Annotated in this window: 10 protein-coding genes; 8 read left to right on the forward strand and 2 right to left on the reverse strand. The window is 65.1% G+C overall.

Features of this window, described 5'->3' with window-relative positions:
- Positions 1-14: 14 nt before the first annotated feature.
- From K408_RS0108035 to K408_RS0108055, 5 genes are all read left to right on the forward strand, one after another.
- Complete coding sequence (locus K408_RS0108035; RefSeq protein WP_024338093.1) at positions 15-2,204, forward strand: RNA degradosome polyphosphate kinase; 2,190 nt, start codon at positions 15-17, stop codon at positions 2,202-2,204.
- A 15-nt stretch (positions 2,205-2,219) separates the two neighbouring features.
- Entirely contained in the window at positions 2,220-3,722 is a 1,503-nt protein-coding gene (gene ppx, locus K408_RS0108040; RefSeq protein WP_024338094.1) for an exopolyphosphatase, read from the forward strand.
- Positions 3,723-3,929: 207 nt separating this feature from the next.
- Entirely contained in the window at positions 3,930-5,063 is a 1,134-nt protein-coding gene (locus tag K408_RS0108045; RefSeq protein WP_024338095.1) for an efflux RND transporter periplasmic adaptor subunit, read from the forward strand.
- Positions 5,064-8,138, forward strand: a complete 3,075-nt coding sequence (locus tag K408_RS0108050; RefSeq protein ID WP_024338096.1) for an efflux RND transporter permease subunit — start codon at positions 5,064-5,066, stop codon at positions 8,136-8,138.
- Positions 8,135-8,446 carry a DUF3240 family protein gene (locus tag K408_RS0108055; protein WP_024338097.1) on the forward strand — a complete coding sequence of 104 codons (312 nt, stop codon included), beginning with the start codon at positions 8,135-8,137 and terminating at the stop codon, positions 8,444-8,446. Before K408_RS0108050 ends, K408_RS0108055 begins: the two co-directional genes overlap by 4 nt.
- Before the next feature lie 377 nt (positions 8,447-8,823).
- On the opposite strand, the gene K408_RS0108060 is transcribed toward K408_RS0108055, so the two are convergent.
- Together K408_RS0108060 and ndk are read right to left on the reverse strand one after the other, a co-directional pair.
- Entirely contained in the window at positions 8,824-9,684 is an 861-nt protein-coding gene (locus tag K408_RS0108060; RefSeq protein WP_024338098.1) for a TerC family protein, read from the reverse strand.
- Between the two features lie 44 nt (positions 9,685-9,728).
- Positions 9,729-10,151, reverse strand: a complete 423-nt coding sequence (gene ndk, locus K408_RS0108065) for a nucleoside-diphosphate kinase (RefSeq protein WP_024338099.1) — start codon at positions 10,149-10,151, stop codon at positions 9,729-9,731.
- Between the two features lie 306 nt (positions 10,152-10,457).
- Between ndk and K408_RS0108070 the strand changes: the two genes are divergently transcribed.
- The 3 genes from K408_RS0108070 to K408_RS0108080 all read left to right on the forward strand — a co-directional run bounded on the left by K408_RS0108070 (position 10,458) and on the right by K408_RS0108080 (position 12,993).
- Positions 10,458-10,703, forward strand: coding sequence for a hypothetical protein (locus tag K408_RS0108070; protein WP_024338100.1), 246 nt, complete (start codon positions 10,458-10,460; stop codon positions 10,701-10,703).
- A 210-nt stretch (positions 10,704-10,913) separates the two neighbouring features.
- Complete coding sequence (locus K408_RS42675; protein ID WP_196232359.1) at positions 10,914-11,087, forward strand: hypothetical protein; 174 nt, start codon at positions 10,914-10,916, stop codon at positions 11,085-11,087.
- A 46-nt stretch (positions 11,088-11,133) separates the two neighbouring features.
- Positions 11,134-12,993: an ABC-F family ATP-binding cassette domain-containing protein gene (locus K408_RS0108080; RefSeq protein WP_024338101.1), complete on the forward strand. Its 1,860-nt coding sequence runs from the start codon at positions 11,134-11,136 to the stop codon at positions 12,991-12,993.
- The last annotated feature ends 65 nt before the right edge of the window (positions 12,994-13,058 follow it).

Raw genomic sequence — 13,058 nt, forward strand, 5'->3', positions numbered from 1 at the left:
TGGACCGACTTCTAATGGACTCTGCGCAAACGGTTGAAACGAAAGAAAAACCCCCGGAAGCCGAGGGCTTGCCGGCGATCGCATCCAGCCCCGAACGGTTCATCAACCGCGAGCTGTCCTGGCTGCATTTCAACCGCCGCGTCCTGGAGGAATCGGTCAATCTCAACCACCCCGTGCTGGAGCGGGTGCGGTTCCTCTCGATCTCGGCGAACAATCTCGACGAATTCTTCATGGTCCGCGTCGCCGGCATCAAGGCCCAGGTGCGCGAGGGTATCGCCGAACGCAGCCCCGACGGCCTGACGCCGTCGGAACAGCTCGCGCTGATCAACCGTACCGTCTCCCAGCTCGCCTCCGACCAGCAGGCGATCTGGCGCGACCTGCGCGCCACGCTGGCCGAGGTCGGCATCGTGCTGGTCGACGGCAAGGAGGTCACCAAGGCGGAACGAACCTGGGTCGAGGACTACTTCCTCAACAACGTGTTCCCGCTGCTGACCCCGCTCGCGATCGATCCGGCCCACCCCTTCCCGTTCATTCCGAGCCTCGGCTTCACCATCGCGCTCCAGCTCACGCGCGCCGCCGACGGCAAGCAGATGAACGCGCTGATCCGCATGCCCGGCAAGATCGACCGCTTCATCCGCCTGCCGGCCGAAGGAACGGTGCGCCTGATCTCGCTGGAGCAGGCGACCACCCTGTTCATCAACCGCCTGTTCCCCGGCTACAATCTGCACGGCCAAGGTTCCTTCCGGATCATCCGCGACTCGGAGCTCGAAATCGAAGAAGAGGCGGAAGACCTCGTCCGCCTGTTCGAGACCGCGCTGAAGCGCCGTCGGCGCGGGTCCGTGATCCGGCTCGAGATCGACGCCAAGATGCCGGAGCAGCTGCGCAGCTTCGTGCAGCATGCACTGTCGGCTGCCGACGACGAGGTGTTCCTGGTCGACGGCGTGCTCGCCATGAACGAGCTCTCGCAGCTCACCCGTCTCGACCGGCCGGATCTCGAATTCACCCCCTACGTGCCGCGCCATCCCGAGCGCGTACGCGAGCATGGCGGCGACATCTTTGCCGCGATCCGGCAGAAAGACCTCATCGTCCATCATCCTTACGAGTCCTTCGACGTGGTGGTGCAGTTCCTGCAGCAGGCGACGCGCGATCCCGATGTGGTCGCGATCAAGCAGACGCTCTACCGCACCTCGAACAACTCGCCGATCGTGCGCGCGCTCGCCGAAGCGGCCGAAGCCGGCAAATCCGTCACCGCCCTGATCGAGCTGAAGGCGCGGTTCGACGAAGAAGCCAATATTCGCTGGGCGCGCGATCTCGAGCGCGCCGGCGTGCAGGTGGTCTACGGCTTCCTGGAATTGAAGACGCACGCAAAACTCTCGATGGTGGTGCGCCGCGAGGGCGGCAGCCTCACGACTTACGTTCATACGGGCACCGGCAACTATCACCCGGTCACCGCGCGCATCTACACTGACCTCTCCTACTTCACTTCAGATCCGACCATCGGCCGCGATGCCGCGCGCGTGTTCAACTTCATCACCGGCTATGCCGCTCCGAGCGATCTGGAGAAGATGGCGGTGTCGCCGCTGACCCTGCGCAAGCGCATCATCGAGCACATTCAGGGCGAGACCGCGCATGCCCGGCACGGCCGGCACGGCGCGGTCTGGATGAAGATGAACGCGCTGGTCGATCCTGACATCATCGACGCGCTCTACGAGGCCTCGCAGGCCGGCGTCCAGGTCGAACTCGTGGTGCGTGGCATCTGTTGCCTCAGGCCCGGCATCCCCGGCCTGTCGGAGAACATCCGCGTCAAGTCGATCATCGGGCGATTCCTGGAACATGGCCGAATCTACTGCTTCGGCATGGGCCAGGGCCTGCCGAGCGCGAAGGCGGCTGTGTATATCTCCTCTGCCGACATGATGCCGCGCAATCTCGACCGCCGCGTCGAGGTGTTGTGTCCGCTGCAAAATCCGACGGTGCATCAGCAGGTTCTCGAGCAAATCATGGTCGCGAACCTCAAGGACAATGAGCAGAGCTGGCAGTTGTTGCCGGACGGGTCCTCAACGCGTATGAAGACCGCGAAGGGCGAGGAGCCTTTCAACGTGCACAACTACTTCATGACGAATCCGAGTCTGTCTGGCCGTGGAAAGTCGCTCAAGGAATCCTCGCCGCGTCGTCTCACGCGCCGGAACGAACGCCATCAATCCTGATCGGGGATCTGCGACGTGAAGCAGCCGCGCAAGCGCGGCTCGAGCGTCGCGGTCATCGACATCGGCTCCAACTCGGTCCGTCTCGTCGTCTACGAGGGGCTTTCGCGGAGCCTCATCCCGATCTTCAACGAGAAGACGCTGTGTGGCCTCGGGCGCGAGGTGCAGAGCACCGGTCTGCTCGCGCCGGACGCCGTCGACAAGGCGCTGACCTCGCTCAAGCGTTTCCGTGCGTTGTGCCGCGTGATGCAGGTCGGACGCGTGTTCGCGATCGCGACCGCGGCCTGCCGCGACGCCTCGAACGGCCCCGACTTCATCGCCAAGGCCGAGCGCATCTGCGCGGTGAACATCGAGATCCTGTCGGGCCCGCGCGAGGCGCGGCTGTCGGCGCTCGGCGTGATCTCCGGCATCCACCTTCCGGACGGCATCGTCGGCGACCTCGGCGGCGGCTCGCTCGAGCTGATCGACGTGCGCCGGAACAGCGTGCGCAGCGGCGTGACGCTGCCGCTCGGCGGCCTCGCGCTCCAGGATCTCGCGCATAAATCGCTCAAGCGCGCCGACCACATCGTGCGCGAGGAGCTCGACGGGGTGCCGCAGCTCACCGCGGGCCGCGGCCGCACCTTCTACGCGGTCGGCGGCACCTGGCGCGCCCTGGCGCGCATCCACATCATCCAGAGCGGCTATCCACTCCAGGTGATGCACGGTTATTCGATCTCGGCCGCCGAGGCGCTGGACTTCTCGCGCCGTCTCCGGCGCCTCGTCGCCGCCGACATGCTCGCCGACATCGAGATCGTCGCCGACGCGCGGCGCCCGCTCCTCACCTACGCCGCGCTGGTGCTCGAGCACATCATTCGGGTCGCCAAGCCGAAGACCATCGTGTTCTCGACCTTCGGCGTGCGCGAGGGTCTGCTGCACGAGAAGCTGTCCGAAACCGAACGCGGCAAGGACGGGTTGATCTGCGCGGCCGAGGAGTTGAATCAGCTGCTGTCACGCTCGGCCAAACACGCCCGCGAGCTGATCGCATGGACCGACCGTCTCGTGCGCGTCGTGAAGCTGCGCGAAAGCGAAGAGGATCGCCGCCTGCGCCACACCGCCTGCCTGCTCTCCGATATCGGCTGGCGCGTACATCCCGACCATCGCGGCGAACAAACGCTGAGCCTCGTCGTCAACGGCAATTTCGGCTCGATCACCCACGTCCAGCGCGCCTTCGTCGGCCTGTCGGTGTTCTATCGCTATGCCGGTCTCAGCGAGGAAAACCAGCCGCCGGCCACGATGCAGGGGCTGCTGACGCCGGCCCAGCTCGAACGCGCGCGCCTGCTGGGCGCCGCATTCCGCGTCGCGCATCTGATCTCGGCGGCGCGTCCGGGTGTCCTGCCTGCTACCCATTTCCGCAGCCGGGGCCGCAATCTGACGCTTGTGTTCGAGCACCGCCTCGGCGATCTCGTGGCCGACCGCGTCGGCAGCCGCTTCCGCCAGCTCGCCCGCCTGATCGGCCGCACCGGCTCGATCGTGAGGCGCTGAAGTGCGAACGAGTCGCAGATGCTGGCGGCAGATCATCCGATCTGACCGCTGCTCGTGATCCAAGCGGCTCAAGGCTGTCGGACCGATCGGCATCAGTACAGCCGTCGTGAAAACCATCGTGTCCTGACAGCGTCGGTTGATGCAAATCAACCCGCCAGCGGCGCATCCGATTAGCCTGCTGCCACTTGTTCCGGACTCAAGTTCGTCATGCAACTCCAACATGGGATTCGGCTTTCCGTCCGCGCCCGGAAAGCGGCCGTCGGCGCTCTGCTTGCGCTCGCTTTGAGTTCTTGGCCTTCGGCGCCGCACGCGCAGGCCGAACTGAAGCTGAGCGATGCACAGGCGCGCAATCTCGGCGTGCGCCTGACCCATCCAGTCGCGGTCCGGACGGATCTGACGCTGCCCTATCCCGTTCAGATCGTGATCCCGACGCAGCAATTGCGGGTCGTGAGCGCGCCCATGGCCGGCATGGTCGCCAATCTCCTGGTCGGGCGCGGTGACCGCGTCTCCGCAGGCCAGCCGCTGGTGACCCTGGAGAGCCCGAGCTTCGTCTCCCAGCAGCGCGATTACCTGCATGCGCTCGCACAGGAGCATCTTGCCAGCCAGCAGCTCAAGCGCAACATGGATCTGTTCGAGGGCAAGGCCGTGCCACAGCGCGTGCTGGAGGCCAGCCAGGCTGAAGCACGCCAGGCCGCTCTCGTCGTCGCCGAGCGGCGCCAGATGCTGCATCTGAGCGGGATGTCCGACGAGGCGATCCTTCGGCTTGGACAGGAGGCGGCCATCAGCGGTACGCTTACGGTCAATGCGCCGCAGACTGCATCCGTGGTCGAGGTCACGGTATCGCCGGGACAGCGGATCGAACAATCCGCGCCGCTCATCAAACTGGCGCGGCTCTCACCGCTATGGGCGGAAATCGCGGTCCCTGCGACGAATATCCGCGCGATCCGCACAGGCGCGAAGGTCGAGATCACCGGCTATTCCACCCCCGGCAAGGTCGTGCTGGTCTCCGAGACCATCGACCCTGCCACCCAGACCATTCTGGTTCGCGCGGAAATCCCCAACGATGGAGAGCTGCATCCCGGTCAGACCACCGCGGCTCGCATCGGCTTTCTCTCCGCAGGCGAAAGCGCGTGGGAAATTCCCTACAATGGGCTGGTGCGTCGTGGCGAGCAGACATCGGTGTTCGTTGCCACGGCCGGCGGCTTCCGGCTCGTACCGGTCAAGCTGGTTGCGGAGGACCAGGACCATGTCGTCATCTCCGGCCACCTTACGGACCAGGACGAGATCGCGATCGGCGGCATCTCGGCACTTCGCGGCATTCTCTCCGGACTGGGGCAATAAATGCTCCGGCGCCTGGTTGCGTTCGCACTTGCGCAGCGACTGTTCGTCCTGCTGAGCGTGTTGCTGGTGGTCGGCGCAGGCGCCGTCCTCCTGCCCGGTCTACCGATCGACGCGTTCCCCGACGTCTCGCCGATCCAGGTCAAGATCATCATGAAGGCGCCGGGCCTGACCCCCGAAGAGGTCGAGCAGCGCATCACGGTCCCTGTCGAGCTCGAACTGCTCGGATTGCCCAACAAGAAGATCCTTCGCTCCACCACGAAATATGCGCTGGCCGACATCACCGTCGATTTCGAGGACGGCACCGACATCTATTGGGCGCGCAACCAGGTGTCGGAGCGGCTGTCGAACATCGCGCGTGACTTCCCCGACGGGGTGAGCGGAGGTCTTGCGCCGATCACGAGCCCCCTGGGCGAAATGTTCATGTTCACCATCGACAGCCCCGAGCTGTCGCTCGCCGAGCGGCGGACCCTGCTCGATTGGGTGATCCGTCCCGCGCTGCGGACAGTCCCAGGGGTTGCGGACGTCAATTCGCTCGGCGGTTATGTCCGAGCCTTCGAGATCGTGCCGCGCAACGATGCGCTCGCCGCGCGCGGCATTTCGTACGACGTGTTTCGTCGCGCGATCGAGGCCAACAGCCGCAACGACGGCGCCGGACGGGTGAACCAGGGCGAAGACAGCGCTCTGGTCAGGATCGAAGGCAGCATCCGCTCGATCGAAGACATCAAGGCAATCGTCGTCGACACCCGCGATGGCGTACCGATCCTGGTCAACGACGTCGCGAGCGTCAAGATCGGGACGCTGACCCGCTATGGCGCGGTCACGTCGGACGGCAACGGCGAGACCGTTGAAGGCCTCGTCCTCGGCTTACGCGGCGCCAACGCCGGCCAGCTCGTCCGCGACGTGCGTGCCCGGCTCGCCGAGCTGCAGCCGGCACTGCCGAAGACCGTTTCCATCAACGTGTTCTACGACCGCAGCCGCCTGGTCAACCGCGCCGTCGGCACGGTGGTGCGAGCGCTCGGCGAGGCCACCGTCCTCGTCATCGTTCTGCTGCTGCTCTTCCTCGGCAACTGGCGGGCCTCGCTGGTAATCGCTCTCAGCCTGCCGCTGGCCATCGTCATCGCGTTGATCGTCATGCGCCTGGTGGGGATGTCGGCCAATCTGATGAGCCTCGGCGGACTTGCGATCGCGATCGGCATGTTGATCGACGCGCTGGTCGTCGTGGTCGAGAACATCGTCGGCCATCTCGGCAAGCAGGAGCCGGGCAAAACCGTTCCACTGATCCACCTGGTGTACCGTTCGGTTTGCGAGGTGCTGGAACCGGTCGCCTCAGGGGTCCTCATCATCATCATCGTGTTCATCCCCCTCCTGACGCTGCAGGGCCTTGAGGGCAAGTTGTTCATCCCGGTCGCGCTGGCCATCATCTTCGCGCTCACCGGTTCGCTGCTGCTGGCGCTCACCGTGGTGCCGGTCTTGACCTCCTACGTGCTCAAGTCCGCGTCGCATCGCGATCCCATGCTGGTCCGTGCGGCGCAACGGGTCTATGCGCCGGCATTGGACTGGGCCTTGAACAACGAGCGCAAGGTGATGGCTGCGGCGGTGATCGGACTGATCGCCGCGGGATTGGCCTATACGAAACTTGGCAAGACCTTCATGCCGACGATGGACGAAGGCGACGTCATCGTCAGCGTGGAAACGCTGCCCTCGGTCAACCTCGACGAGTCGCTCGCCATGAATGCGAGACTCCAAAAGGCACTGCTGGCCGTACCGGACGTTGCCGGCATCGTCGCACGGACCGGCTCGGACGAGCTTGGCCTCGATCCCATGGGTCCGAACCAGACCGACACGTTCCTCGTGCTCAAGCCAGCCGCCGAGAGGCAGACCGACGACCGCGAGGCCCTGTTGCAGAAGCTGCGCGAGGTTCTGACCGGCTTTCCCGGCATCTCGCTCGGCTTCACCCAGCCCATCGACATGCGGGTGCAGGAGATGATCAGCGGCGTGCGCGGCGACGTCGCCGTCAAGATCTTCGGTCCTGATATCGCCAGGCTGAACGAAGCCGCAGCCAAGCTGTCGGCCATCCTGTCCAGCATCGACGGTGCCGAGGACGTCTACACGACGCTGAACGAAGGCGCTCAATACTACACGGTTGCGGTCAATCGCATGGAGGCCGGCCGCCTCGGCCTGACGGTGGATTCGATCGTCAACTCGCTCCGCACTCAGATCGAGGGCAGGACGATCGGCACCGCGCTCGAGGAAGGACGCCGCACGCCGATCCTCGTCCGCGGCAGCGAGACCACCCGGGAAGCGCCGACGCTGCTGGCAAACCTGCCGCTGACGCTCGCTTCAGGGCAGCATGTCGCATTGTCGCAAGTCGCCCGGATCCAGCGCGTGGATGGCCCGGTGAAGATCGACCGCGAGGACGGAGCGCGCATGAGCGTCGTCCGCGCCAACATCCGCGGTCGCGATATGGTCGGATTCGTCGAGGAAGCGCGCCAGAAGGTTGCGATCGAGCTTCCCCTTCCGAACGGCTACCGACTGACCTGGGGCGGGCAGTTCGAGAACCAGCAACGTGCCGCCGCACGCTTGTCCATCGTCGTGCCCATCGCGATCGGCCTGATCTTTCTGCTGCTCTTCACCACGTTCGGGGCCATCCGGCAGGCCTTGCTGGTGCTGGTCAACATCCCCTTTGCGCTGATCGGTGGCGTCTTCGCACTGGTCCTGACGGGTGAGTATCTGTCGGTGCCTGCTTCGGTCGGTTTCATCGCACTGCTCGGCATCGCCGTCCTCAACGGCGTCGTTTTGGTATCCTACTTCAACCAACTCCGCGCCCATGGGTTGAGCGAGGACCGCATCGTCGTCGAAGGTGCCATGCGCAGGCTCCGTCCGGTGCTGATGACCGCGAGCATCACGGCGCTTGGCTTGATCCCGCTGCTGTTCGCGTCCGGGCCAGGATCCGAAGTGCAACGACCGCTCGCCATCGTCGTGATCGGCGGACTGTTGTCCTCCACCATGCTCACTCTGATTCTCCTGCCGATCCTGTATCGCCGCTATGGCGGAGCGCCGAAGGTGGCGAAATGACCGATCAACCGGTCTGTCTCACCCTGATCGTACCGGACCAGCTCCGCGAGGAGCTGCTCGACTATCTCACCGACCAGACCGATCTCGTTTCGGGATTCACGGCAGCGCCCGGTGCCGGTCACGGCGCCGGGGTTCGATTGCAGACGGCCGCCGAACGCGTGAAGGGGCATGCCGACCAGACGGCGGTGCAGATCATCCTGGCGAGGAGCGATGCCAGCAACTTGCTCGATCGGCTGCGAGCCTCATTTGGCGGTACCAAGCTCGTCTATTGGATCCTGCCGGTGACGGAGTTCGGCACGATCGATTGACCGCCTCAGAAATCCGTCGCCATCGACAAGAGCAGGGTTCGCGGCGCGCCTTGCGCCAGCGCGGAGAAGCTCGCCACGCCGGACCAATAGTTGGTATCACGGAGGCCGCGAATGCCGTCGGGCTGGAGACCCCGGCGAGCGCTTTGACGGCGGACGCCAGAATGGCAATGGGAGGGCAAATGACTCTCGACGACATCTCGCGGCGGCTTCCGGTTTGATTGATACCGGAGCGAGGTGCCGCGGGAACAGCCGGCGAGTCAAAGAAAGTGTGTTTATTTTCAGTAGCTTAGAATAAGATAAGATCTAAACATGGGGAGAAGCGCGCGACTGGCTGCCGAATATAGCCGCGCGGCATCTGTAGATCGCTGCCGTCAAATTCACTCGGCCGAGGCCCTGGCGTGGTGCTCGGAAGATTCGAGGGCTGTCCGCATCAGGCTGCGGCGGCGCCAGATGAAACCGACCACCAGCACGACGATGACGCCGAGCACCGCACAGAAATATTCGCCGCCTCCTCCGCCATGGCCGAACTGCGGCGGAATGCGCAGCGCGCCGAGCATGCCGTCGAGGGAGGCGCCGAGCGGGCCGTCGAACAGCGTGTGCAGCTTCGGCGCGATGCCTGGATCGGTCGCGATCACCTCGCCTGCGACCCAGCCGAGCAGCGCTGCACCGGCCCAGACCAGGACCGGGAGCTTCGCGAGGAGCGCCATGATCAGCGCGGCGCCGGCCACGATCAGCGGTACGCTGATGGCAAGGCCGAGGATCAAGAGCGGCACGCTGCCATTGGCCGCGGCGGCGACGGCAATGACGTTGTCCAGACTCATGACGATGTCGGCGACCACGACGATCTGGATCGCGTGCCACAAATGCGCGCCCGATTCGACGTCGTCCTCGTCCTCGTTTTCCGGCACCAGGAGCTTGGCCGCGATCACGATCAGCGCGAGACCGCCGGCCAGCTTGAGGTACGGCAGGCCCATCAGGCTGGCGACGATGCCGGTGAAGATGATCCGCAGCATCACGGCTGCGCCGGCACCGAAGATCATGCCCCAGAGCCGGTGCCGCGGCGAGAGACCGCGGCAGGCCAGCGCAATCACCAGCGCGTTGTCGCCGGAGAGCAGGATGTTGATCCAGATGATTTTGCCGACCGCAATCCAGAAGGTCGGTTCGGCCATCTCGTTGCGAAACTGGGTGAAGAATGCCCCGATCGTAGCGGGATCGAAGATCTGCCAGAGCCAGCCCACAATTAATCCTTTCGCCCCGTCGTCCTAACCTGTCGCCTGACGGATCAGCCCACGATCTCGTTGCCCGAGAAGAACTGCGCGATCTCGATCGCGGCGGTCTCCGGCGCGTCCGAGCCGTGCACGGAGTTCTCTCCGATCGACTTCGCGTAGAGCTTGCGGACGGTGCCCTCGGCGGCCTTGGCTGGATCGGTGGCGCCCATCACCTCGCGGTACTTGGCGATCGCGCCCTCGCCTTCCAGCACCTGCACCACGACCGGACCCGAAGTCATGAAGTCCACGAGCTCGCCGAAGAACGGGCGCGCCTTGTGGACGGCGTAGAAGGTCTCGGCCTGCTCCCTGGTCATGCGGATGCGCTTCTGCGCGACGATGCGCAGGCCGGCCTTCTCGATCACGGCATTGACCGCACCGGTCAGATTCCGCTCGGTCGCGTCGGGCTTGATGATCGAGAAAGTGCGTTCGATGGCCATAATCTTGTCCTTGGGAGAAAAGCGGTGGTTCGGAGTTGCGGGGCTTATATCGGCGCCTTTGCCATCCGGCAAGCGACCGCCCGTACGGCCGCAATCGCTTCCGTCGGAGGACGGACGCTCGATTCAGCATGGATGACAACAATTTCACCAAGATGAACCCAGTCTGAAACCGCCGTCAGGGTTCGGTTCAGCTTTAGTGGCATAAGGTCGGCCCATCGAAACCGAAGCCTGATCGTCAGGCGGACCGTTTCGGCGGCTTTCCCTTCGGCGCGATGGCCCCGCGCCGGCAGTCTTGAGGAGATCACCATGTGGAGGAAACTTTCGCTTGCCGCCGTCGCCGCGGTCGCGCTGGGTGCCGCACTGGCGCCGACCTCCGCATCCGCTCATTGGCATGGCGGATGGCGTGGCGGCTGGCACCATGGCCACGGCTGGGGCGGACCGCGCTTCTATGTCGGAGGTCCCGTCTCCTACGGTTATGGCGGCTGCTATGTGCGCCGGTTGGTCCCGACCCCGTGGGGACCCCGCTGGCGGCTGATCAACCGCTGCTACTAAGACCGTCAGCACCTTCCCGAGGTACCTGAGCCCCCCGGGTACCTCCAAGAGAAGCCCCGGCGCCCCCCTCGCCGGGGCTTTGCCTTGCACGGACAAGGTGCGCTTCATACAATTTTTGCGAGAATGCCCACCATTCCCCACAGTCGGCGAAACCAATTGGCTAGCAATGACTTGGTACGGTGTCCTTACTTTGAGAACACGGAACCCGCGATGGCTGGCCTTTTTGCCAACGACAGCGAACAGATCGACCGGCGCACCAGCCGCTCGATTTGCGACGCCGTGGGCGAACGGCTCCAGCAGAGTCTGCGACCCGAGCCTCGCCTTCCGACGCACCTCGAGCAGCTCCTCAACGCCTTGAGGCAGCGCGAGCGCGAGCCGCATTGACGGAAAAACGAGTTGCGTTCGAGGCGCCTTGCGGTGACAAGGCCGCATGCTTCTCATCACCGACCTCTCCATCCGTCTCGCCGGACGCCTTCTGATCGACCAGAGTTCCGTGCAGATCACGCCCGGCGCGCGCGTCGGCTTGGTCGGACGCAACGGCACCGGCAAGTCGACGCTGTTCAAGGTGATCCGTGGCGAGCTCGCTGCCGAGCACGGCTCGGTGACCCTGCCCCCACGCTGGCGCATCGGCAGCCTCGCGCAGGAAGCGCCGAACGGCCCCGAGAGCCTGATCTCGGTCGTGCTCAAGGCCGACCTCGAACGCGACGCGCTGCTAACTGAAGCCGAGCACGCGACCGATCCGCACCGGATCGCCGAGATACAGACCCGCCTCGTCGACATCGACGCGCATTCGGCGCCATCGCGCGCCGCCGCGATCCTCTCCGGCCTCGGCTTCTCCGCCGCGGATCAGCTCCGCCCCTGCGCCGAGTTCTCCGGCGGCTGGCGCATGCGCGTCGCGCTTGCCGCAACGCTGTTCGCTGCGCCCGACCTGTTGCTGCTCGACGAGCCCACCAACTATCTCGACCTCGAAGGCACGCTCTGGCTGGAGGATCACCTCGCGCATTATCCGCGCACGGTGATCGTGATCAGCCACGACCGCGACCTCCTGGAAAGCTCGGTCGACCAGATCCTGCATCTCGAGCGCGGCAAGCTCACGCTCTACAAGGGCACCTATTCCTCCTTCGAGGAGCAGCGCGCTGCGCGCGAATTGCTCGACGCGAAGGCGATCAAGCGCCAGGAGGCCGAGCGCGCGCGCCTGCAGGCCTTCGTCGATCGCTTCAAGGCCAAGGCTTCGAAAGCGCGCCAGGCGCAATCGCGTGTGAAGATGCTGGAACGGCTGAAGCCGATCACCGCGCTGGTCACCGAGGACGTGCGCGAGATCAGCTTTCCCGCGCCCGAGAAGATCCTGTCGCCGCCGATCATCGCCGTCGACAATGCCTCGGTCGGCTACGATCCGGCAATGCCGGTGCTGAACCGCGTCACCCTGCGGATCGACAATGACGACCGCATCGCGCTGCTCGGCGCCAACGGCAACGGCAAGTCGACGCTCGTCAAGCTGCTGGCCGGACGTCTCGCGCCGTTCTCCGGCAAGGTGACGCGAGCGGACAAGCTGTCGATCGCCTATTTCGCGCAGCACCAGCTCGACGAGCTCAACGAGGACGCCTCGGCTTACGACCATGTCCGGAAGCTGATGGGCGATGCGCCGGAGGCCAAAGTGCGCGCCCGCGCCGGCGCGATCGGCTTCTCCGGCAAGGCCGCCGACACCAAGGTCGGCAAATTGTCGGGCGGCGAGAAGGCCCGGCTGCTATTGGGCCTTGCGACCTTCTTCGGCCCCAACATGATCATCCTGGACGAGCCGACCAACCATCTCGACATCGACAGCCGCGCGGCGCTTGCGGAAGCGATCAACGAATTTCCCGGCGCGGTGATCATGGTTTCGCACGACCGCTATCTGATCGAGGCCTGCGCCGACCGGCTCTGGATTGTCGCCGACCGCACCGTCACCAACTACGATGGCGACCTCGACGAGTACCGCCGCCTCGTGCTGTCCGCGCGCAACGCGGAAGCGCCGCGCGAACGCAGCGCGGCAAACGACAAGCCGCAGCGACCGAAGTCCGACAATCGCGGCTCGCTGAAGAAGCGCATCGCCGAAGCAGAAACCGAGATCGCCCGCGTGAGCGAGATCATCGCGAAGATCGACACCGCGCTCGCCCTGCCCGACATCTTCACACGCGATCCCAAGCAGGCTGCGCAGCTGTCAAAGGCCCGCGCCAATGCCGCGGAGGCGCTCGCACGAGCTGAAGAGCAGTGGCTCGAGGCGAGCACGCAATTTGATGAGGCGGCGGGGTAGCTAGCGCTTGGTGCCCCGGAGCGGAGGCAAAGCGAAAGCGACGCGCCGCAGAGCCCGGGACACAG

It is taken from the genome of Bradyrhizobium sp. in8p8 (assembly GCF_000426845.1).
GTDB classification, from domain to species: Bacteria; Pseudomonadota; Alphaproteobacteria; order Rhizobiales; family Xanthobacteraceae; genus Bradyrhizobium; species Bradyrhizobium japonicum_C.

Coding starts and splice junctions, on each gene's coding strand:
- K408_RS0108035 (WP_024338093.1), top strand. CDS start 15: ATGGACTCTGCGCAAACGGTTGAAACGAAAGAAAAACCCCCGGAAGCC.
- K408_RS0108045 (WP_024338095.1), top strand. CDS start 3,930: ATGCAACTCCAACATGGGATTCGGCTTTCCGTCCGCGCCCGGAAAGCG.
- K408_RS0108050 (WP_024338096.1), top strand. CDS start 5,064: ATGCTCCGGCGCCTGGTTGCGTTCGCACTTGCGCAGCGACTGTTCGTC.
- K408_RS0108055 (WP_024338097.1), top strand. CDS start 8,135: ATGACCGATCAACCGGTCTGTCTCACCCTGATCGTACCGGACCAGCTC.
- ndk (WP_024338099.1), bottom strand. CDS start 10,151: ATGGCCATCGAACGCACTTTCTCGATCATCAAGCCCGACGCGACCGAG.
- K408_RS0108070 (WP_024338100.1), top strand. CDS start 10,458: ATGTGGAGGAAACTTTCGCTTGCCGCCGTCGCCGCGGTCGCGCTGGGT.
- K408_RS42675 (WP_196232359.1), top strand. CDS start 10,914: ATGGCTGGCCTTTTTGCCAACGACAGCGAACAGATCGACCGGCGCACC.
- K408_RS0108080 (WP_024338101.1), top strand. CDS start 11,134: ATGCTTCTCATCACCGACCTCTCCATCCGTCTCGCCGGACGCCTTCTG.